This window comes from Intrasporangium sp., assembly GCF_032907665.1.
Taxonomy (GTDB): Bacteria; Actinomycetota; Actinomycetes; order Actinomycetales; family Dermatophilaceae; genus Intrasporangium.
On record NZ_JAJJPG010000036.1, the window covers coordinates 1 to 22,428 of the forward strand.

The window sequence follows — 22,428 nt, forward strand, 5'->3', positions numbered from 1 at the left end:
GTCCAGGTCGAGCTCGACGACCGTGCCGCCCTCCCCGGCGATCATCCCTTGGAGCTCATAGGGGTAGACGAGCCCGCGCCGCCTGGCCCTGACCACCTTCGATGCGTAGTCGTCGAGCGGTTTCAGGGTCTCGGCCGGCGGCTGACCCACGGTGCCGACGACCCCGGACCCCGGCTGGTACCGGAACCGTCCGGCGATGGCGATCGGCCCCTCCTCCTGGTCGAGGACCACGCGGGCCTGGACGAGCACCTCCTCGATACCGGCGCCCACCGTGAGCGGCGCGATCTTGGCCTGCAGCGCGGTGAGCTGGTCGAGGTCGGCCTCGATGAGCGGCCAGATGGTGACCCAGACGTAGTTCATGTCGAGCCGCGAGCCGGCCGAGCCGCGGGCGGTCCGGGCGCGTCGGATCGCCTCGAGGCAGTTGGCGATGGCGCGCTCCACGTGCGGCAGGCCGGAGACGTTGCCCGCCTCGTCGCGGACGACGACGAGCTGGCGGACCTGTGCCGTGGCGACGAGGCGTCGGTCCTCCGGGTTGTCCGGGGCGATGCACTCGTAGAGGAACACGTCCTCCGGCGCCTCGAGCCGGGTGATGTCGAAGTCGTGCAGTCGCCACAGCTGCAGTCGCTGGCCGACCATGGGGTGGACGCCCCGGACGAGGCGGTCCTCGACGAGGCGGACCTTGGCGCGGCTGTCCTCGACGCGGCCGTCCTCGATGTGGTGTCCGACCGGCTCAGCGCCCGGCTCGGCATCGTCGAGTCCGTCGATCCGGGGCCGGAACGTGAAGTAGCCGACCGGCTCGTCGCCCGCGCCGGTGACGGCAACGGCGACACGACGCACGTCCCTCGGCCATGTGAGCGACTCGAGGCGCTCGGCCAGGGCGCCGCTCGCGTCATCGGGGTCGGCGGGCTGGTCGCGCCAGCGCAGGTAGAGGTCGACGACGGCGTCCTGGTCCTCGCGCCGGCTCCGCACGTCGGTGCCGATGGACACGTCGAGACTGCTTCCGGGAACGAGCTCGGCGACATCACCGATCGTCGAGGTCAGGCGCGTCGGGAGGTCGTCGATGGTGTAGTCCGCGACGGCGAAGGGCCGCCCCTCGGCATGGAAGCGGCGCGGACCGTGCAGCTCGTTCTCCCGGTAGTGCCGCTTGATGAGCACCTCGATCATCGGCTCGTGACGCGGGAGGCTGTCATCAGGTCGGTCGAGTCGCTCCGCGAGGAAGCGCACGATCTGCTCCGGGATCGCGGCGAGCTCGTCGATGCCCGCCGTGTACTCGGGGCTGACGGCGCCGTTGCCCCCGGCGTGCTCCGCCTCGGCGGCCAGGGCCGCGACCCTGTCTCGCACCCCGGCGAGGACCGCCTGCCGCTCCGCGTCGACGAGAGGCTGCTCGAACCAGCGGAAGCGGACGCTGCGCGCCAGATCCCCGATGACCGGGAAGCGCAGCTGCGTCGCGAGGACGAGCCGGTCGAGCATGTCCCTGGCCGCCGCGTCGTGGGGCGCGGACGGGACCGGCTCACCGAGCCAGCGCTGCAGCAGCGACGTGGCGAGCGCGATCTCCGGGGATGTCCGTTGTTGGGCGAGGAAGATGCGGAAGACCGCTTCCTCGAGCTCGGGTGTGCGGTCGAGATCGGTCACGCCGTAGTGGCGCAGGACGCGACCAAGCTTCTCGCGGAAGGCTGCCGGGAGGCCGGCGCGGTCGGCGTCCAGGCTCTGGAGGTAGGTGTGGAAGTGCTCCTTCGGGCTGTGGACGAGCAGCTCGGTGTGCCGCTCCTCCTCTGCAGGGCGGTTGCGGCTGAGCTCGGCGAAGTCGGCGACGAGCTCGAGCAGGCCGATCTCGTCGCCGATCGGGGGCCGGGCTGCACCGATGGTCTCGTCGCGGGCGGCCAGGTAGGACGTGAGGCACTGGTGCGTGCCGTTGTCGTCGGCGTCGAAGCCGAGCACGGCCGCAGACAGGTCGGCCACGCCGCGCGCCAGCCGGTCGGCGAGCGAGCCGTCGTCGGCGGCCCCGTCGGGCAGGCCGAGGTCGACGGTGGTGGCCTCTCCCTGGCCGTCGTCCGTCTCCTCCGCGTCGCCCGTCGGTTCGAGCCGGACCAGCGCCGCACCGGTCTCGACCTGACCCCCGACCCCGACGAGGATCTCCCTCACCCGGGCAGCGAAGGGGGCCGTGAGCACCGTCTCCATCTTCATCGACTCGAGCACGATCACCGGGGCACCCGCCGCCACCTCGGCGCCGACCCCGACCGGCGACGCGACGACGAGCGCGGGCGCCGGCGAGCGGAGCACGCCACCCTCGTCCCTCGACACCCGGTGGGTGACGCCGTCGACCTCGACGAGCAGGACCGGACCGTGCAAGGCGGTGACGAGACGGTGGTTGCGGCCGCAGATGACGATGCGGCTCTGGTAGTCGTCGATGCGGTCGAGCTCGGCCTCGACGACCTGTCCGCCGGTGGCGTTCGCCGCGCTGTTGCCTCCGTTGCGCTTGCCCCCATCGTCCACCGACCTGCTCGCCGACCCGTTCGCCGGGCCGTTTGCGGCGACGCCCGAGGTGATCGTCACGCGGTAGCGGTGAGGGGCGGTGCGCAGGACACTGACCCTGTGGGCGAGCCCGCGCAGCTTGAGGTCGACGCCGCGGCCGACCTGGTGACGCACCTGGGGTCGGCCGCCGCGTGCGGTCTCGAAGAGGCGGCTCCGCTCGATGGCCTCGGCCTCCTCGTAGGCCTCGATGCCGGCGGCCACGAGGGCGACTCCCGAGTGCCGGTGGGTCACGAGGCGTCCCTCCGACCGCACTCGGTCGATCCATCCCGTGTCGGCCCAGTCGGGCTGCCCGTCACCGTCGGCCGGCGGACGCCCGGTGACCTCCGGCTGGTCGAGCAGGTCGAGGATGAAGCTCTTGTTCGTCGCGCCGCCCTCGATGACGACCGTGGTCTCCGCCATGGCCCGACGCAGGCGGGCGAGAGCCTCGTCGCGGGTGCGGCCGTAGGCAATGATCTTGGCGATCATCGAGTCGAAATCGGCTGGGATGGAATCACCTTCGCCGACTCCGGTGTCGACGCGAATGCCCGGGCCGGAGGGGAAGTCGAGGAGCGCGATGCGCCCCGGGGAGGGTGCGAAGTCGCGGTCCGGGTCCTCGGCGTTGAGCCGGGCCTCGATCGCGTGCCCTCGCTCGACCGGTCGTGCACCCTCGAGGCGTCCGCCGCCCGCGACGTGGAGCTGGAGCTTGACGAGGTCGGTGTCGGTCGTCACCTCCGTGATGGGGTGCTCGACCTGCAGTCGGGTGTTGACCTCGAGGAAGGCGAAGAACTTCTCTCCGGGGTGGTAGAGGAACTCGACCGTGCCGGCCCCGGCGTAGCCCACCGCGACCGCGAGCCGCTCTGCCGCCGACCGGACCTCCTCGACCTCGTCGGGAGAAAGGACCGGCGAGGCGGACTCCTCGATGACCTTCTGGTTGCGCCGCTGGATCGTGCAGTCCCGCACCCCGATGGCCCAGGCTGTGCCCTTCCCATCGGCGATGACCTGCACCTCGATGTGCCGGGCGCCCGTCACCAGCCGCTCGAGGAAGACGACGCCGGACCCGAAGGCGCGCGCCGCCTCGTCGCGCGTGCGCTCGTAGGCATCGACGAGATCGGCGTCGGAGTCGACGCGGCGGATGCCGCGCCCGCCACCACCTGCCGTGGCCTTGAGCATGAGCGGGTAGCCGATGCGGGCTGCAGCGGCCTTCGCCGCGTCGAGTGTGTCGACTCCGCCGCGGCTCCAGGGAGCGACGGGGACGCCGACCTCTTCGGCGATGAGCTTGGAGCCGATCTTGTCGCCGAGCTTGCGCATCGCCTCGGCGCTCGGCCCGATGAAGGTGACCCCGATCCGCTCGCACAGCTCCGCGAAGGACGGGTCCTCGGCGACGAAGCCCCAGCCCACCCAGGCCGCGTCGGCGCCGGTCTCGAGGAGCGCGCGCTCGAGGACGGCGTGGTCGAGGTAGGGCCGGTTCGCCGCGGGTCCGAGGTCGTAGGCGTCGTCGCTCTCCCTGACGAACATCGCCCGGCGTTCCCCCTCGGTGTGCAGGGCGACCGTCTCGATCCTCGTGGCGCCCGGCCGGGCGCCGGCACCCGTGGCCTCGGCGTTGAGGTCACGGACGGCGTGGATGAGGCGCATGGCGGCCTCGCCACGGTTCACGATCGCGATGCGCGAGATCATCGAGCGGTTTCTCCTTCGGTCACCCGGTCGAGTGCGTGACCGAGTCACGCCACAGGTGGCAGCCTTCCACTACCGGCCGGTGACCGGCGAGTACGGCGCGGGCGGCACCACGGTGGTGGTGCCGCCCGTTGCCCGTCAGGAGACGAGCACGACCTTGCCGCGGACTCCGCCTTCGAGCTCCCGGTGGGCTGCTGCGACCTGCTCGAGTGGGAAGGTCGCCGAGACATGGGGCACGAGGCGACCCTCGTCGACGAGCCGCACGAGGTGGTCGAGCACCCCCGGGTCGGGCCGGACGTTGATCCGAGAGATGGTCACACTGCGCTCGGTCGCGGCGGCGCGCGCAGCGTCGTCGGTCTCACCGAGCAGGGTGGCCACGGTGCCTCCGTCGCGCACGACACCGATGGTGCGGAGCAGGTTCGCTCCTCCGAAGGCATCCACGGCGAGGTCGACCGGGTCGATCGCGGTCCAGTCACGTGCGGTGTAGTCGACGACCTCGTCGGCACCGAGACCAGCGACGAAGTCGAGCTTGCGGCGACTGGCCGTGGCCACGACGTGAGCGCCGACGGCCTTCGCGAGCTGGACGGCGATGTGGCCGACCCCGCCGCCGGCTGCCTGGACGAGGACCCGGCGCCCGGACAGGCCGGTGTCTGCGGCAGTGTTCGTGCCGATGATGGCCTGGTGCGCCGTCAGGCCGACCAGGGGAAGGGCCGCGGCATGGACGTCGTCGAGCTTCGCGGGAGTGCGCGCGAGCTCCTCACGAGGTGCCGCGACGATGTCGGCGTATCCACGGGCCGCACGCGGGAAGGCGGCCAGGCCGAAGACCCGTTCGCCGACCTCGAGGTCGGTCACGCCCTCGCCCAGGGCCGCCACGCGCCCGGCGATGTCCCACCCCACCGTGAACGGAGGCTCCCCGAGGAGGGGGTAGTAGCCGGCTCTGACCGCCGCGTCGACGGGGTTGACCCCACGGGCGGTGACGGCGACGAGAACCTCACCTGGGGCCGGATCGGGCACGGGGACCTCGGCGATTCGGAACACCTCCGGTCCGCCGAAGGTGTCCTGGGTGACGATGCGCATGATTCTGGGGATGGTGCTCTGCATGTGGTCTCCTGCGTGGTGGGGATCGTGATCCGACGTCGGGTGTTGACGGCTCGCGAGGCCGGCACCAAAGTAGAAAGCCAGGGCACCAGAAGTAAGTAGGCACCCAGAAGTGCCCTAGGAAGCAGGAGGTTCTCCGTGACGACGATGACGGCTGCCGAGCGTCGCGCTCGCGCCAAGGTCGAGTACGACGCGTTCCTCGCGGAGTGTCCGTCGCGGCAGCTGCTCGACCTCGTGACGAGCAAGTGGGTGTGCCTCGTCCTCGCCGCCCTCGCCGACGGACCCCGCCGCCACAGCGAGCTGCGACGCGACATCGCCGGGGTGAGCCAGAAGATGCTCACCCAGACGCTGCGGGACCTCGAGCGGGACGGGCTCGTCACGCGAGAGGTGACGCCGAGCGTCCCGGTCCGCGTGGACTACGCCCTCACCGATCTCGGGGAGGGTCTGCGCGAGGTCATCCAGCCCCTCAAGACCTGGGCCGAGGCCAACATGGACGTGGTCCTGGCCAACCGCGCCGCTGCCGGCGGGCAGTGCGCCTGAAGGCACCCGTGCCGGCACCCGGTCACGTCCGGAGTGAGCCGTGTGCCGCCCGCCGGCCCAGCGGCATACGGCTCACTCTGTGGTGGTCTCAGACGGTGAGGCGCGACCACGTGACGCGGCCGACGATGCCGTCCGGATAGAGCCTCCGGCTCTGCTGGAAGGCCACGACCTTGCTCTTGGTGATCGAGCCGAACGAACCGTCCGCCGTGAGTGAGTAGCCCCGGTAGGTGAGCAGCTTCTGGATCGCGACGACGGCCTGGCCGGTCGAACCCTGCTGGCAGGTGATGACGAGCGCACCCCACGTCTTCGGGCCGACGATGCCGTCGGCGACCAGCCCACGGCTCCGCTGGAAGGAGATGACCTTGCTCTCCGTGATCGAGCCGAAGGAGCCGTCTACCGTGAGGGAGTAGCCGCGGGCACGCAGCAGGTGCTGGATCGCCGTCACCCGGAAGCCGCTCGCGCCGCGCCTGACCGTCGTCCAGGTCTCGTTGGTCTCGTAGGAGGACCCGCCGTTGATCTTGTTCACCAACGTCGTGAGTCGAGCGTCTCCCGGTCGGACGTTGATCTCGAAGTGCATCTCGTCCTTGCGGGTCGAGTAGTCGCCGCCCCAGCGGACGACTCCGTCGCAGTAGCTGAGGATGGACCGGATGCGGCTCACCTGGGTCGAGCTGAACGTGCCCGCGGCGCCGAGCGGGTGGCGCGGCGCATTGATGTCGATGGCGGTGCCGCTCGAGTGGTTCGACAGGGTCGTGCTTCCCGAGATGGGGCGGTAGGCGTGTCCCCAGCACCAGCCGTCGACGAGGGCCTCGACCTCGTTGTGCATGCGGCGCGCGACGTAGCCGAGGATGGTGTGGACCTGTCCGGTGCGGACCCCGGCCGGGAAGTCCGCCGGCCCGACGACGAGCCTCGACAACGGGATCTGGCTCGAGTAGCCCGCCGGCCAGCCGTTCTGGGACGTCGCCGCGCTTGCCGCTGTGGCGCTCGCGGTGACGAGACCGCCACCGAGCAGGAGGCCGCCGGCGCCGCGGATCAGCGTGCGGCGGGCGACGGAAGGACGGGCTACTTCTTCGTGGTGCTCACACATGGATGGATCTACCTCCGTGTCGTTGCCCTCCCAGTGCGCAGGCTAGGGCTCGCGGCGAGTGGCGGGAAGGGGGAGAACTCCCCATCGCCACAGGGTTGCCCGGTCACCCCCGCACCGCACCAGGGTCACTCCGGCAGGACGCCCGACTCGCTCAGCAGGTGGCGGAGGTCGGGGGCGAGCTGCCGGGCGTACTGCGCCGAGACGTGGAGGTAGTCCCCCTTGAGCACCGTGCCGGTCGCGGCGTTGAAGAGCGGGCAGCTGCCGTCGACGCAGTACCAGTGGGTGGTGTCGACGAATGTGGCGTCCTTGACCTTCTTCTCCGCGTCACGGGTGCGCGACCACCACGACGGGATGCCTGTCGTGCAGCGCTGCGGTGATCCACCCGGCCGGTAGCAGTCGAGGAAGGCGACCCCCGGTATGGACGGTGACAGGACGACGACCTTGCCCGCGCGGCCCTTGACCGAGTCGATGAAGTCCTGGTCCGCCCGGAGCCACTCCCGGGCGTTCGCGGACCCTGTGCTCCCGGACTTGAGCCGCAGTGCCCACGCGTAGCTCTCGACCATGATGAGCACGGCCGGCCTGGCCCTGCGGACGTAGTCGACGACCATCTCCCGATGGTTGACGCAGGGAATGGCCCACTCGTCCTTTCCGAAGTCGGCGTCGACGCCGTTGACAGCACAGGCGATCTTCGTCATGCCGCGGACCTTGTGCGTGTCGCCGTAGGCCTCCACGACGGTGGTCAGCAACGGGACGCCGAGGGAGTCACCGTAGACGACGACCTCCGGGCCCTTCCGGTTGCCGAAGGTGCACGAGTCCGGGTCCTCGGCGTCGGTGGCCGTGCATCCCCTCTGTTCGGCCTGTCGGTGGGCCGTGCTCGACCAGTCATCGGGGGAGGGGTTGAGGTTGCGCGGCCAGGAGCGCGCCTCGAGGGCCCGCCGGAGCCCTTCCTGGATCTCCTGACCGGTGCCACCGAGCGGGATCGGCTGCCACGAGGGCTGCGGGGCAGGGGTGCTCGTGCGCCGGGTGGTCGTCGGTGCGGACGTCGACGCCGAGGGCGTCGCGGTCCTCGTGCCCTGCGCTGCGGGGGTCGCCGGGGCCACCGGCTGCTGCGGCGTGGCGGCGTCGGGTGCGAGGTCGGTGCCCGGCCCATTGGGTCCCGCGAGGATCGGACCGGCCGCTCCGGAGAAGAGGTCGGGACGGGCCGAGGCGGTCCCGCCGACGCCCGCGATGACGAGGGCCAGCGTGAGGGCGGAGGCCAGCATGCCTCGTCGTCTCGCCACCCACCAGGCACGCCAGGCGTCGCGTCGGTCCCTGGGCATGCGCAGGTGCGGGGCGTCGAGGATGGGGCGCTCGACGAGGTGGTGGCTGACGACGGCGAGCACCAGAGTGGTGACGAGCACGACGACCCGGCTCACGTCGGGACTCGTTGCGAGGACGACCGGTGCGAGGACCACGAGGGGGAAGTGCCAGAGGTAGAGGCCGTAGGAGATGTCTCCGACATAGCCGCTGGCCCGGTTCGTGAGCACGCCCGAACCCCGGACCGCTCGACCGATCCCGGCCAGCAGGACCATCGCCGTCCCCACGCAGGCCCCGATGGCGGCGGGATAGGGCACCCCCGTCTCGGGCGTGGCGACCACACAGGTGGCGAGCAGGACCACGAGGCCGATCCACGAGAGGCCGGTGCGGGCCATCGGCGAGAGCCGGACGGAGCCCGCAGGGATGGTGGCCAGCGCACAGCCCAGCGCGAGCTCCCATGCGCGGGTCAGGGTGGAGTAGTAGGCCAGGCTCGAGTCGGCCCCGGCCTGGAGGGCGGCCCAGACAACGGACGCTGTGCCGATGGCCACCGCTGTGGCCGCCACGCGCAGGCGAAGTGCTGTCGAGGATACGCCCGGGCCGCCGGCCCGGTGTCGGCTCCGCCGAGCGCTGCCGAGCGCCAGGCCGAGCACGACGATCGGCCAGACCAGGTAGAACTGCTCCTCGACACCGAGGGACCAGAAATGGAGCAGTGGTGAAGGCGCCGACCCCTGGTCGAAGTAGCTGTCCGTGCTCGCAGCGAAGCGCCAGTTGGCCGTGAAGAGAGCGGCGAAGAGGGCGTCCAGCCGCACGGCGGCGACCTTGGCGGGCGCGTAGGCCCAGGGGAGCACGGCGACGACTGCACCGATGACGACGAGGGCGAGCGGCAGGATGCGGCGAGCCCGACGGGCCCAGAAGGCGCGCAGCGAGAAGGCCCCGGTCGGGTCCTGCGCACGAAGCAGCACTCCGGTGATGACGAACCCGGAGACGACGAAGAAGGCATCGACCCCGAGGTAGCCCCCCGCGGGCCAGCCGAGGACGTGGAAGCAGATGACCGCCACGACGGCGACGGCACGGAGCCCCTGGATGTCGGCCCGTCGGATGTCGGCCCGTCGCGGACTGGTGGCGCCTCCTGTCACGCGGGTCACCACCGCTCCGGCGGCGCGATGCCGTGCTGGCGCAGGACCGCCCGGACGGTGGCTTCGTGGCGGTTCGGGTAGACGAGAGATGCTGTGTGCGGAGCCTCGGCCGGCGCGTCGATGCGATCCCACCACGGCTGCTCGTACTGCGCGTCCGGGCGCACCTCCGCGTCGACTCCTCGACCCCGAAGCTCCTGGGCGATCCGGGCCACTTCTCCGACTGAGCCACTCCAGCCGTAGCTCGTCTCCATCGCGGCCCACCGCCTCCGGTCCGCGAGGACGACCGCGCCCACGGGGACCAGGGAGACGACCAGCCCCCACCAGCCGGACGCGCCGAGTGCGCGGGCCACGAGAACCCCGGCGGCCCCGGCAGCCGCGCACACGCCCACGAGCGCGGACCAGCCGACGACGTTCAGCTGTGCGGTGCGCAGCCACGAGCGGCGGGCTCGGCCCGGGCGCAGCGGCGCGTACTCGGCGTATCTCCGACGGCGTCGCATGCGCCACAGCGTGCCACGACGCGTGCGTCCAGTCAGTCCGAACCGGCAGCGACGAGGGCGTCGCCCAGAGACGTGCGCCAGTAGAGGACCTCCCGACCGGAGCGACGGCGAAGGACGCAACCCGACCGGAGCAGGACGGCCAGGTGGTCCCCGACCGAGCCCAACGGCATACGGGTCGTGGCGACGAGGGCACTCGTGCTCGACGGGCTCTCGAGCGCGACGAGGAGCCGGGCGCGCGCCGCCCCGACGAGGCGCACCAGGCCGTCGCGTGGTGCCCCGGCGTCGATGTCGGCGAGCGCGCCGCTGACGGGGTAGTAGATGGCGTAGCGCTGCGGGATGTGCCAGCCCACCCACGTCGCCGTGCCATGGGCGGGGACGAAGAAGAGGTCGGACGCCTCCTCGAGGTTGCGGGAGGGCAGCTCGTAGCGGTTGATGCGGAGCAGGCCGTCGCCCAGCCACTCGCGATCCCGGCCGAGGTCGCGGAGGATGCCGGCCCAGCCGTGGGTCGCGAGACGGCTGGTCCGAGACACGATGTCGGCGCGCAGGATGCGCTCGCGTCGCGCCCAGTCGGAGACGATGGTGTGGTTCCACACCCACGCGAGGATGCCTGCGGCCTCGTCGGCGAGTCCGGGGCCGGACAGCACCCGTGGCAGCGGGCGACCAGGGTGGGTCTGCCTGAGGTCAGCCCGAATCCACCTGTCCCCCAGTGCGACCACGTCGGCGAGCTCTTCCTCGAAGGACTGGCCCGGCCCCGTCGGAGGCAGGGACAGCCAGTCTGCGAGCCAGCCGGGCCGCCAGCTGAAGTCGAGGATGGCCCGGCGCCGGGGGAACCTGTCGAGCATCGCCTCGAAGCCCTCGCGGTGCGCTTGGGAGAAGGCGCGGGTCATCGGGTCCGACGGTCGCAGGATGTGGCTCAGTGCAGCCGACACCTCGATGCGCGGGGACACGACGAACCGGCTCCGCGCCAAGAGGTCTGCCGAGATCTGCCACGTGCCCATGTTTCGCCTCCAGCCGAAACAATAGCGGTGGTGGCAGTGCAGCTCCCAGACTCCTCGAGTGAGAACGTATCGCCAGCTGTTCGCAGTCCGGGAGTTTCGCGTCCTCTTCCTCACCCAGAGCCTCACCATGGCGGCCCACTCGGTCGCCAGTCTCGCCCTCGGCACGATCACCTACGCCGCGACCGGGTCGCCCGTCCTGTCGGCGCTGAGCATGTTCGGCGGGCCACTTCTCCGGCTCGTGGGCTCGTGGTTCCTCGGCGCGGTCGCCGACACGATCCGTCCTCGGCTCGCCCTGATGATGATTGCGGTCTCGGCCATGGTCGCCGACCTGCTCCAGGCGATCCCGGGCCTGCCGTGGGGGTGGCGGTTCGCCCTGCTCGCGATCCCGTGGCTGGCCATGGCGGCGGCGGGGGGCAGCATGATCGCGCTGATGTCCGACATCCTGCCCAGGGATGCCTTCGTCCTCGGGCGCTCGACGATGAACGTCGCCGTCGGCGCGATGCAGATCGTGGGCTATGGCCTCGGTGGCCTGCTCCTCATGCGGTTCACGACGACCGAGCTCTTCCTCGCAGCGGCGGCGGCGGGCCTCGTCGCTCTCGTGCTCGTGCGCCTCGGTCTCCGGGACCACCCACCCCGCGTCCGCGTCGCTGCGGTTGTCGAGCGCAGCCGACACGTCAACCGAGCGCTCCTCACCTCGCCGGTGATCCGGCCCATTCTCCTGAATCTCTGGGTCCCGAACGGCCTCATCGTCGGCTGCGAGGCGCTCTTCGTGCCCTTCTCCGGCAACCGCGCGGGCTACCTCTTCGCCGCCAGCGCCGCCGGCATGCTGATGGGCGACGTCGTCGTCGGCCGCTTCGTCCCGATCTCGGTGCGAGACAGGCTCATCACTCCGCTCCGGCTCCTTCTGGGCGTCCCCTACCTTGCGTTCGTCCTCGTCCCCTCACTGCCGTATGCCGCTGGGCTGGCCTTCGTGGCGGGCGCGGGCTTCGCGGCCAGCCTGCCTCTCCAGGAGCGCCTCGTCGAGCGGACCGAGGAGTCGGCGCGGGGCCAGGTCTTCGGCGTGAGCTCGACGGGTCTGCTCGTCGGCCAAGCGGTCGGGGCCCTGCTCGGGGGACTGGTCGCGCAGCTGCTCGGACCGGATCAGGCCGATGTGTCGCGCGCGATGGGGATCATGGCCGGGGCGTCAGTCCTCACGACGGCCTTGTTGACGCCGGGGCTGCGTCGCTCGCGACCCCTCGCCCCCGAGCCGGCACCCAGCCCTGCCCGGGCGCGATGAAACGAGCGATGAACGAGCCCGTCCGCTCGGCTCAGGCGGGGCGACCGATCCGGACGCGCCAGATCTCGGGACCCTGCTCGAGGTAGTCCCACGTGAACTGACCCTTCTGCTCAGCCTCGAACTGGTAGTACAGCGGCTTCGGGTCGTGGTCGTTGACCAGCTCGAAACCGGCCCCCGGCGCGAGCCCGTGGTAGGTGTCGAGGATCAGGGTGTGACGTCGGGCGGGGGGCTCCGAGCGGACGTCGAGCTGCGGGTCGGTGGTCATGTCGCTCTCCTCGTCTCCGAAATAAACACGGGCTATCCCGTGGAAATATGTGAAGGGTAACCCATGGCGGATGTGGGCTGTCCGCGCCCCCATCCCGACGCCCGTCACCGGACGCGCGGGCCGACGGACGACCGCGAGATGGTCTTCTCGGCACTCCTGTGCTCCGGACCAGGACTCGTGGTCGTCCGACGGCCCGGGGTTTGTGGCCACTCGACGTGGTGGGGTGCTGGGTCTTGGGCGGGCGCGGCGTTCATGGCCACTCGACAGGCGCGGAAGGGGTGCGACAGGCCTTCCCGGCACAGCGGCATACGGCCATAGTGGCGGCATGTCCGACGACCTCACCGACGCGCCCTTCACGACGATCTTCGAACCGTTCCGGATCCACTCCGTCGAGCCCCTGACGATGACGACCCGGGCGCAGCGGCGTGAGCACCTCCGCGACGCCGGCTACAACCTCTTCCAGCTGCGGGCCCAGCACGTCCTCATCGACCTGCTCACCGACTCCGGCACGGGTGCGATGAGCCGCGACCAGTGGGCCGCCATCCAGCACGGCGACGAGTCCTACGCCGGCTCGCCCTCCTTCTACATCTTCGCCGACGCCGTCCGCGAGCTGTTCCCCTTCGAGCACGTCATCCCCGTTCACCAGGGCCGTGCTGCCGAGAAGATCCTCTTCTCCGCGCTCGGCGGCGCGGGCAAGGTCGTCCCCAACAACACACACTTCGACACGACCCGCGCCAACGTCGAGAGCACCGGCGCCGAGGCCCTCGACCTCGTCATCCGGGAGGGTCGTGACGCCACGAGTGACCACCCCTTCAAGGGCAACATGGATGTCGACGCGCTCGAGGCGCTCCTCGCGGAGCGGGCGGCCGACGTGCCCTGCGTCATGATGACGATCACCAACAACAGCGGTGGCGGCCAGCCGGTCTCACTCGCCAACCTCCGGTCCGTCCGGGAGGTCTGCGATCGCTACGGCAAGCCGCTCTTCCTCGATGCGTGCCGCTTCGCCGAGAACGCGTGGTTCATCCGCGAGCGTGAGGCGGGCCAAGGCGACCGTGACGTCGCCGACATCGTCCGTGAGGTCGCGGGCCTGGCCGACGGAATGACGATGAGTGCCAAGAAGGACCCCATGGGCAACATCGGCGGCTGGCTCGCGCTCAACGACGACGACCTCGCCCAGGAGTGCCGCACCATGCTCATTCTCACCGAGGGCTTCCCGACCTATGGCGGCTTGGCCGGGCGGGACCTCGAGGCTCTCGCGCAGGGCCTCGAGGAGGTCGTCCAGCACGACTACCTCCGCTACCGGATCCGGTCGACGGCCTACCTGGGCGAGGCCCTCCAGGAGCGCGGCGTCCCTGTCCTCACACCGATCGGCGGACACGCCGTCTACATCGACGCCCGCGCCCTCGCGCCGCACCTGTCGCCCCTCGAGTACCCGGGCCAGGCGGTCGCGGTCGCCCTCTACGAGCTCGGCGGGATCCGCTCCTGCGAGATCGGGACGGTGATGTTCGGTCGGCAGCCCGACGGAACGGAGGTGCCGGCGTCGATGGAGCTGGTGCGCCTCGCGATCCCGCGACGCACCTACACGCAGAGCCACATCGATTACGTCATCGAGGTGTGCGAGCGGCTCGCGGCGGCGGCCCCGTCGCTGCCGGGGTACCGGATCAGTGCCGAGCCACCGGTACTGCGGCACTTCACGGCTCGCTTCGAGCCGCTCACCTGAGGGCGGCGTGGGCGCGGGGTCAGGCGTGAGCGAGCGCCGGCTCCGGCCGGTCCTCACCCGCAGCGGACCCTGTGGGGAGCGGCTCGAACCGGGACGTGAAGAAGCGCAGCGTGGGCGGCTCATACACGAAGCCCAGACCGCGAATCTCCTTGCGCCGCTCGAAGACCCGGATGACTGACTCAGCGACGACGTCCATGTGGGAGTTCGTGTAGACCCGTCGCGGAATCGTCAGGCGCACGAGCTCGAGCTTGGGGTGCCGGTGTCTGCCGTCGGCGTCGCGGCCGGCGGAGACGATGCCGCGCTCCATGGTGCGGACGCCGGAGTCGAGGTAGATCTCTGCAGCGAGCGCCTGGGCCGGGAGCTCGTCCTGCGGCAGGTGGTCGAGAAACGCTGCGGCGTCGATGAAGACGGCGTGCCCGCCGATGGGCTGGACGATCGGCACGCCGGCGTCACGGAGCCGTTCGCCGAGGTAGCGGACCTGCCCGATGCGGTGCGCGAGGTAGTCGTCGTCGAGGGCCTCGCGCAGGCCGACCGCCATCGCGTCGAGATCCCGGCCGGCGAGGCCGCCGTAGGTCGGCATCCCCTCGTAGACGACGACGAGCTCGCGGGCCTTGGTGAGGATGTGCTCGTCGCGCATGGCGAGGAAGCCACCGATGTTGACGAGGCAGTCCTTCTTGCCCGACATGGTGATGCCGTCGAAGTGGGAGAGCATCTCCTTGGCGATCTCGGTGACGGGCCTTCCGGCATAACCGTCCTCGCGCTCCTTGATGAACCAGGCGTTCTCGGCGAGGCGGGTGGCGTCGGACCACATGATGATGCCGTGGCGGTCGCACAGCTCCCGGACCGCCCGGAGGTTGGCCATCGAGACCGGCTGCCCGCCGGCCATGTTCACCGTGACTGCCACGTTGATGTAGGCGATCTGGTCGGCACCGACCTCGTCGATGAGGGCCTGGAACTTCGCGAGGTCGACGTTGCCCTTGAAGGGATGCTGCGAGGCCGGGTCGTGTGCCTCGTCGATGATGACGTCGTGGAACGTGCCGCCGGCGAGCTCCTGGTGGACGCGGGTCGTCGTGAAGTACATGTTGCCGGGGACGTGCTGGCCCGGCGTGATGAGGATCTTCGAGATGAGGTGCTCGGCGCCGCGACCCTGGTGGGTCGGGCACACGTAGGGGAAGCCGTAGTGCTCACGGACCGCCTCGACGAGGTGGTCGAACGAGCGGGCACCGGCATAGGCCTCGTCGCCGAGCATCATCGCGCTCCACTGGCGGTCGCTCATGGCCGAGGTGCCGGAGTCGGTGAGCAGGTCGATGTAGACGTCGTCGCTGCGCAGCAGGAAGGTGTTGTAGCCGGCCGCACGGATGGCGGCCTCACGCTGCTCCCGCGTCGTCATGGCGATCGGTTCGACCATCTTGATGCGGTACGGCTCGGCAATGGCTCGCATGGTGGGCGCCTCTCTCTCGCAGCCCGGCGTCGTCGCCGGGTCCTCCTCGCCCCACTGTGCTCGCCAGAGAGCTGAGTGCGCAATCGGTCCAGTGATCACTGATCATGCTGCTCAACATGACCACCAGAATCGGACAAACATGCAGCAGATTGTCCATCACCACGCGCAGTGTTCAGGGAACGAGTGCGCGCTCCCGAGCGATGGCGGCCGCCTCCGTGCGTCCCGATGCGCCGAGTTTGGAGAGCAGGTTGGACACGTGGACGCTGACCGTCTTCGTGCTGATGTAGAGCTGTTTGCCGATCTGCCCGTTGGACAGGCCCCGGGCCACGAGGGAGAGGACCTCGAGCTCGCGGGGGGTCAGCTCGATGGCAGTCGCGCCCAGGGGAGCGCGCGGCGACAACGCGTCGAGCTCGACGAGGAGTGGGCGGGCACGGAGGCGCTCGGCGACGTCGCGGGCCGCGGCGGCAACCTCGCGGGACTCGACGTCTGCCCCGGCCGCGTGGAGCGCGGCGGCCAGCCGGACCCGCGAGCGCGCTGCTTCATGGACGTGGCCGAGCCGGTCGAAGGCCTCGACGGCCTCACGCCAGGCGTGCACCATCACGTCGGCCGGGGGGATCTCCTCGCCGAGCGTCCAGGCGAGCCGTAGCCGCTCGGCACGCAGCCGCTTGGCCCATGCCCAGGTCTCCGTGCTCGAGTCGCGCAGCACGTCGACGTCGGTCGGGTCCCACTCGTCCCCCTTGGACTTGCGCACCACCTTGGCGATGAGCTGGTCGGCGCGGTCCTGGAGCTCCTCGATGGTCTGTAGCGCGCGGACGCGCAGCTCACGATCGGTGTGGGCGGCGAGCGACGCGACCTGGCCGGCCAGGAGGGCCGTGAGTCGCACGCTGGCGTGGTACTTGCCCCAGACCTTGTCGAGCCCGGCTGCTGCATCGGAGGCGATCTCGAGCATCCCGCCGACGTCACCGGCCTGCCCCAGCAGGTCGATGCCCGGCATCACGGTGAGGACGACGGCCAGCCCGTCGACATACCACCACTCACGCAGCGCCGACAGTCGGCTCGGGGGAACCTGCTCGCCCCGACCGACCGGCACGCAGAGCCCAGCCGCTTCGAAGAGCGCGCGGGCCGGCTGGGGCGTCAGCTTCGTCGCGAGGTCGAGACGGCCGGCGACGGAGTCCCAGTCGCCGATCTCGTAGGCGGTCAGGGCGCTCAGCAGGCGACAGTCGAGTCCCCAGGGCGCCCACTCCTGGTGCAGCCGACGTGCGATGCGGGTGCCCTCGTCGTAGTGCGCCAAGGCACTTCGCAGATCTCCTCGCCGATGGGCCACCGCTGCCAGCTGGTGCGTCAGGCGCAGCTGGATCGGGTTGTCGGACCCGCGCACGTCGTCGAGCAGGCCGCGGAGGTAGGCCTCGACGGCGTCGAGATCCTGCTGGGCCTCGATGACCCGGGTGAGGACGGTCCGGATCTCCAGGAGAGCTCCGCGCAGGCCGAGGCGCTCGGCCATCGCCATGACCTCGTCGCCGGTCCGGACGGCGTCGACGTGGTCACCGGCGTCGACGAGCTGCTGCACATGGGCGATGAGCACCAGGACCCGCCGCGGCGAGTCCTCGTCGGGGAGGAGGCCCACGGCCTCGGTCGTCAGGCCGAGGCCGTCGACGGGCAGGTCGAGCATCCGCGACAGGGTGGCGTAGCGGGCGAGGAGCTCGGCTCGCATCTCCGGTCGTTGCCGCGGGCCGGGGTGCGTGATGCTGTCCTTGAGGAGCCGGACCGCGCGGAGGATGTCCCCGGCCGCGGTCGCGGCCTCGGCGGCCCGGATGGTCACCTCGTCGCGCTCCGGGTCGTCGTCCTCGATCCAGCTGAGTGCCTGCTCGAGGTGGAAGAGGGCGTCCTGCGGTCCGCCCACCTCCATCGCCGACTCAGCCGCGGCGCGGCTGGCAGCCACGGCGGCAGGCAGGTCGCCGCTCGCCGCGGCATGGCGAGCGAGCTCGGAGGCCGGAGCCAGGTGTGGGCACTCAGCGAGCACAGCGGCATACGCCTTGTGGAGCCGCAGGCGCTCACCGGGCAGCATCCCGTCGGCGGCGGTCTCACCGAGCAGCGCATGCCGGAAGGTGTAGGCGGGCGGCCACTTCGTCTCGAGGACGTGGTGCTCGACGGCCTGGGCGAGCGCGGCCTCGAGCTCGGCCTCCGGGAGGTCCACGACGCGGGCGAGGAGCTCGTGACCGATGAAGCGGCCGCCCTTGAGGGACACGGCGCGAACGACGCCCTGCGCCGTCTCGTCGAGGCGCTCGATGCGGGCGCGGAGGACCCGGCTCAGCCCGCCGCTGACCTGCTGGCCGGCGGCGGCGCTCGCCGCGAGCTCCTCGGCGAAGAAGGGGTTGCCCTCGGCACGCCGGGTGATCTCGCGGACGGTTCGGGTGTCGGTGGGGATGCCCTCGATGCTGCCGACGAGCTCGTCGACGGCATCGTCGGTCAGCCGTTGCAGGTCGACGTGGGTCACGTGGGGGATCCGGTCCCAGACCGCGATCGTCTCGTGGAGCGGGTGCTGGCGGTGCAGGTCATCGGACCGGTAGCTCGCCACGAGCCCGACCGGCGTGGCGAAGGCTCTCGTGAGCAGGAGCGTGAGCAGGTCCCGCGACGAGTGGTCCGCCCAGTGGACGTCCTCGATGACGACGAGGGTCGGCCGGTCGGCGCCGAGAGCGGTCAGGAGTGCATGGACCGACTCGGCGACGAGGCCAGGGCTGGCCTCCTTCGCCGAGTCGGTCAGGCCCGCGGTGTCGCCGTCCCGTCGTGGGAGGAGCCGGGCCAGGCTCGGGTGGGAACCGAGCACCTGGGTGACGACATCGGGCGCCATGCTGTCGAGCAGGCCGATGAGCTCCACGAAAGGGAGGTACGCGAGGGCACTCCCGGCCTGCCCGACACAGTGGCCGGTGACGGTCCGCCAGCCGGCCTGGCTCGCGTCCGAGGTGAGCTGCATGAGCAGGCGCGACTTGCCGATGCCGGCATCCCCGGAGAGGACGGCCACGCCGCCGCGGGAGCCGTCGGACGAGCCGACGAGCCCGACGGCGCCCGCGAGGCGGGCCAGGTCCGCGTCGCGTCCGACCAACGCTCCGGTGGTGAACGGCATACGCCGCATTATCCGGGATTGGGCCGACAACGTCGCGGGAGTTCCGGGGACGGTGGAGGTGGCATCAGTGGCCGCGGTGTTCATGGTTGTCACGGAAGGGCTTCCGTTGCAGCCTCGGCGCGAGCCGGTCTATGGATGGTGCCCTGGCCGGCGCCGGGTCAGCTGACCCGGGCCGGAGTGGCCAGGTGGAGCGCCTCGTCGTGGCGTCGGCGGTGGGCCTTGGACTCGATGGCGAGCGAGGAGTCCGGCCGGCGGCGCCAGCTGCGGCGAGATGGCGCCGCGTAGCGGGCCTCGAGTTCCGCCTTCATGAATTCTGGAGTGATGTTGATGATCGACGTGCTCATGTTCCTGCGTCCCTGTCTGCTGTCCTGCTCTTTTCTTGGCTCCTCCAGAGTCGGCTCGTGAGGTAGGCGTCCACATCGGGTGTCGTCCCTAACTCGGAGGGCGCCCGTCGCGCGCCGCTACCTCAGACGGCTGAGGTAGGCAGCCGCGCCTACCTCAGACGACCCCTCCCAGCGTGCGTCTCCTACCTCAGACGGTCCGAATACGGCTGGCCACCGCGCTCGAGGGGTTTGCAATTAGGTAAGGCTTACCTATTCAATGAGCCGCGTGACTGCAACGGCCGATGCGGCGACCCGGGTGCCCTGCGGGGTCCCGTGGCTGCGTGATCTCGCGGCCCGGGGTGAGTCGCGCGCTGTCGTCACCCCGGACGTGACCCTCTCCTACGCCGACCTCGCCGACCGCGTCGACGACGTGGCAAAGACGTTGGGCGGCGATCGCCGACTCGTCCTCGTCGAGGGCGCGAACCGCCTCGGGAGCCTCATCGGCTACCTCGGCGCGCTGGCCGGCGGACACGTCGTCCTCCTCGTCCCGAGCGAGAGCGCGCCGGCGCGTGCGAGCCTGCGAGCGGCATACGACCCCGATGCCGTCGTCGGCGCGGACGGGACCGTCTCCCTCCTGCGGGAGCAGCCCGCCCACGCCCTGCACCCCGAGCTCGCCCTCCTGCTCAGCACGAGCGGGTCCACCGGCTCGCCGAAGCTCGTCCGGCTGTCGTGGGACAACCTCGCCGCCAACGCCGACCAGATCGCGAGCTACCTCAAGATCCGCGAGTCCGACTGTGCCGCAACGACATTGCCACTGCACTACTGCTACGGCCTGTCCGTGCTGCACAGCCATCTGAGCCGTGGCGCGAGCATCGCCCTCACAGACCTCTCTGTCGTCGACGAGTGCTTCTGGACGTTCTTCCGCGAGTCCGGGGCGACGAGCCTGGCCGGAGTGCCCTACACCTTCGACCTGCTGGAGCGGGTCGGCTTCGCAGCGATGGACCTGCCCCGCCTGCGTTACGTCACCCAGGCCGGTGGTCGGCTCGACCCCGCGCGCGTACGTCAGTGGTCGACGGTCGGGAGGGAACGGGGCTGGGACCTGTTTGTCATGTACGGCCAGACCGAGGCCACCGCGCGCATGGCCTACCTCCCTCCGGACCTCGCCCACGAGCATCCGTCGAGCATCGGCGTCCCGGTCCCCGGAGGCTCCTTCGAGGTCGTCGACGGCGAGCTCGTCTACAGCGGGCCCAACGTCATGCTCGGCTACGCCGCGTCGCCGGCCGACCTCGCACTGGGGCGGACGGTCGACCGCCTCCGGACCGGCGACCTCGGTCGCCGGGACGAGTCCGGGCTCTACGAGGTGACCGGTCGGCGCAGCCGCTTCTGCAAGGTCCTGGGACACCGCATCGACCTCGACCGGGTCGAGCGCGGCCTGCGCACTGCCGGGCACGACGTGCGGTGCGCGGGCCGCGAGGGCCTCCTTGCGGTCGCCCTGCGCGAGCGTGGGTCCCTAGGGGTGGACCACGGCGCCGTGCGTCGCCTCGCGAGCCGACTCTCGGGTGCCCCGGCGTCAGCCGTCACTGTCGTCGGGACTGCGGAGCACGAGATGCTGCCCAACGGCAAGCCCGACTACGCGGCCGTCCTCGCCCTCGTCGACCGCATTGCGGGCGAGCTCAGGGGCGAGAGCGCGGCAGCCGAGGCGAGCAGGCCGACGGTCGCGGCGATCTACGCGGCCGCGCTGGGCAGGGGAGACGTCGACGACTCCTCGACCTTCGTCGCGCTCGGCGGGGACTCCCTGTCCTATGTCGAGGTGTCGATCCGTCTCGAGGAGCATCTCGGGACCCTTCCGGCGTCGTGGCACCTCACGCCGGTCGGCGAGCTCGAGCAGTGGGCCCGTCGTGACGCGCACTCGGGGAGGGAGCCCCGTGGGCGGTGCGCCCGGGGCGGCGCCGCCCAGACCGGCGCCCCCACTCGCCGCACCGTCGAGACCAACGTGTGGCTGCGGGCCCTCGCGATCGTGCTCATCGTCGGGACCCACGCGGACCTCTTCGTTCTCCAGGGCACGGCCCACGCACTGCTCGTCCTCGTCGGCTACAACGTCGTCCGCTTCGCGCTCGCCTCCGACCGCCGCCGCGACCGGGTGCGGTCCCTGGCGCGCGGTGCGGCGCGCGTGGCGCTCCCGACGCTGGTGGTCATCGTGCCCGCTCATGTCATCTGGGGCTACTACGAGCCACGCAACCTCGTGCTCGCCAACTGGCTGCTCGGCGAGGAGCAGCTCGGCCCTCCGTGGCGGTTCTGGTTCATCGAGGCGCTCGTCGTGGCCCTCCTCGTGACCATCGCGCTCGCGGCGCTACCGGCCTTCGCCCGTGCCGAGCGACGGTGGCCCTTCGGGCTGCCCCTCACCCTGACCGCCCTCGCCTTCTCCCTGCGCCTCGATCTCTACCCCCTGCCCGGGCCCCGGATGCAGGGCTCGGCACTCGTCGTGCTCTTCCTCTTCTTCCTCGGTTGGTCGATCGCCCGAGCAGGCTCGCGGCCCCAGCGGTGGGTCGTCACGGTGGTGGCCGTCGCCAGCGTCGGCACGTTCTCGATGAACCCGGCCCGGGACCTGCTCTCGCTCGCCTTCGTGCTCCTGCTCATCTGGAAGCCGGTCTCGCGTCTGCCCGCCGTGCTCGTGCCGCTGGTCCAGGTGCTCGCGGCGAGCTCCCTCCATGTCTACGTCATCCACTGGCAGGTGCTCGAGCACCTCTGGGGCCGGCCGGTCCTCGCGTTCATCGCGTCGATGGCGGTCGGGATCGGCTACTGGTGGCTGTGGGGCCGGGTCGCCGTGGCTGTCCGCGCCCTCGGGGCAGCCCGTCCCGCTGGGCACGGGGAGCGCACGACGAGGGGACCAACGACCCTGTTCCATCCGCGTGCTCTCGCGCGATCCTCTCGGTAGTCGGGCCGTCGGGCCCGGGAGGGGAGCGGGAGCGATGACCCGCATCGTGGGAGAGGTCGCCATCGGCGCGCCCGTCGGCGAGGTGTTCGACCTCGTCGCGGACGAGCGGAACGAGCCGAGGTACAACCCCCGGATCGCGCGTGCCGAGAAGGTGACCGACGGACCCGTCGGCCCCGGCGCCCGCTTCGTGGCTGAGCCGAGGGGCATGGGCGCCAAGGGTGAGATGACCCTCGAGGTGATGGAGTACGACCGTCCCCATCGCCTCCACAACGTCGTCCGCTCGTCCTACCTGCACGTCGACGGGACGCTCACCTTCGACGAGGAGGCCGGCGGCACGAGGCTGCGCTGGGACTGGGACATGAACCTTGTCGGCCCCCTGCGCGTGCTGTCCCCTGTGCTGGCGGCGATCGGGCCGCGCTGGGAGCGCCGCAACTGGATCGGCCTCAAGGACTACGTCGAGTCGGCCTCCCGCTGACCGGATCAGGGTGACGCAGGCTCGCCCATCGCACCGCGCTG

Annotated in this window: 15 protein-coding genes; 5 read left to right on the forward strand and 10 right to left on the reverse strand. The window is 71.1% G+C overall.

Annotated features, from left to right (window positions below):
* Positions 1-4,185: biotin carboxylase N-terminal domain-containing protein (locus LOY02_RS07700; RefSeq protein ID WP_317181757.1), on the reverse strand; the 4,185-nt coding region annotated here is incomplete at its 3' end.
* 135 nt (positions 4,186-4,320) lie between these two features.
* Complete coding sequence (locus tag LOY02_RS07705) at positions 4,321-5,283, reverse strand: NADP-dependent oxidoreductase (RefSeq protein WP_317181758.1); 963 nt, start codon at positions 5,281-5,283, stop codon at positions 4,321-4,323.
* 144 nt (positions 5,284-5,427) lie between these two features.
* On the opposite strand from LOY02_RS07705, the gene LOY02_RS07710 reads away from it, so the two are divergent.
* Entirely contained in the window at positions 5,428-5,820 is a 393-nt protein-coding gene (locus LOY02_RS07710) for a helix-turn-helix domain-containing protein (RefSeq protein WP_317181777.1), read from the forward strand.
* A gap of 88 nt (positions 5,821-5,908) precedes the next feature.
* Here the strand turns inward: LOY02_RS07710 and LOY02_RS07715 are convergent, their stop codons facing one another.
* From LOY02_RS07715 to LOY02_RS07730, 4 genes are all read right to left on the reverse strand, one after another.
* Positions 5,909-6,904 (reverse strand): peptidoglycan-binding protein, encoded by a 996-nt coding sequence (locus LOY02_RS07715; RefSeq protein WP_317181759.1) that lies wholly within the window; start codon positions 6,902-6,904, stop codon positions 5,909-5,911.
* 125 nt (positions 6,905-7,029) lie between these two features.
* Positions 7,030-9,336: an acyltransferase family protein gene (locus tag LOY02_RS07720; protein WP_317181760.1), complete on the reverse strand. Its 2,307-nt coding sequence runs from the start codon at positions 9,334-9,336 to the stop codon at positions 7,030-7,032.
* A 5-nt stretch (positions 9,337-9,341) separates the two neighbouring features.
* A complete protein-coding gene (locus tag LOY02_RS07725; RefSeq protein WP_317181761.1) occupies positions 9,342-9,833 on the reverse strand; it encodes a hypothetical protein in 492 nt (163 codons plus the stop codon).
* 32 nt (positions 9,834-9,865) lie between these two features.
* Complete coding sequence (locus tag LOY02_RS07730; protein ID WP_317181762.1) at positions 9,866-10,831, reverse strand: ArsR family transcriptional regulator; 966 nt, start codon at positions 10,829-10,831, stop codon at positions 9,866-9,868.
* A 58-nt stretch (positions 10,832-10,889) separates the two neighbouring features.
* On the opposite strand from LOY02_RS07730, the gene LOY02_RS07735 reads away from it, so the two are divergent.
* A complete protein-coding gene (locus tag LOY02_RS07735) occupies positions 10,890-12,107 on the forward strand; it encodes an MFS transporter (RefSeq protein ID WP_317181763.1) in 1,218 nt (405 codons plus the stop codon).
* A 31-nt stretch (positions 12,108-12,138) separates the two neighbouring features.
* Here LOY02_RS07735 and LOY02_RS07740 read toward each other — a convergent pair whose 3' ends face one another.
* Positions 12,139-12,372, reverse strand: coding sequence for a DUF2249 domain-containing protein (locus tag LOY02_RS07740; RefSeq protein WP_317181764.1), 234 nt, complete (start codon positions 12,370-12,372; stop codon positions 12,139-12,141).
* A gap of 325 nt (positions 12,373-12,697) precedes the next feature.
* Between LOY02_RS07740 and LOY02_RS07745 the strand changes: the two genes are divergently transcribed.
* The gene (locus tag LOY02_RS07745; RefSeq protein WP_317181765.1) at positions 12,698-14,092 is read left to right on the forward strand and encodes a tryptophanase; all 1,395 of its coding nucleotides are present in this window, start codon (positions 12,698-12,700) and stop codon (positions 14,090-14,092) included.
* 19 nt (positions 14,093-14,111) lie between these two features.
* Here LOY02_RS07745 and LOY02_RS07750 read toward each other — a convergent pair whose 3' ends face one another.
* The 3 genes from LOY02_RS07750 to LOY02_RS07760 form a co-directional block, all read right to left on the reverse strand.
* A complete protein-coding gene (locus LOY02_RS07750; RefSeq protein ID WP_317181766.1) occupies positions 14,112-15,533 on the reverse strand; it encodes a tyrosine phenol-lyase in 1,422 nt (473 codons plus the stop codon).
* 172 nt (positions 15,534-15,705) lie between these two features.
* Positions 15,706-18,654 carry a helix-turn-helix transcriptional regulator gene (locus LOY02_RS07755; protein WP_317181767.1) on the reverse strand — a complete coding sequence of 983 codons (2,949 nt, stop codon included), beginning with the start codon at positions 18,652-18,654 and terminating at the stop codon, positions 15,706-15,708.
* Positions 18,655-18,812: 158 nt separating this feature from the next.
* Positions 18,813-18,998, reverse strand: a complete 186-nt coding sequence (locus tag LOY02_RS07760) for a hypothetical protein (protein ID WP_317181768.1) — start codon at positions 18,996-18,998, stop codon at positions 18,813-18,815.
* Between the two features lie 256 nt (positions 18,999-19,254).
* On the opposite strand from LOY02_RS07760, the gene LOY02_RS07765 reads away from it, so the two are divergent.
* Both LOY02_RS07765 and LOY02_RS07770 read left to right on the forward strand, forming a co-directional pair.
* Positions 19,255-21,912 carry an AMP-binding protein gene (locus tag LOY02_RS07765; protein ID WP_410505931.1) on the forward strand — a complete coding sequence of 886 codons (2,658 nt, stop codon included), beginning with the start codon at positions 19,255-19,257 and terminating at the stop codon, positions 21,910-21,912.
* 34 nt (positions 21,913-21,946) lie between these two features.
* Positions 21,947-22,387, forward strand: coding sequence for an SRPBCC family protein (locus LOY02_RS07770; RefSeq protein WP_317181770.1), 441 nt, complete (start codon positions 21,947-21,949; stop codon positions 22,385-22,387).
* Positions 22,388-22,428: the final 41 nt, after the last annotated feature.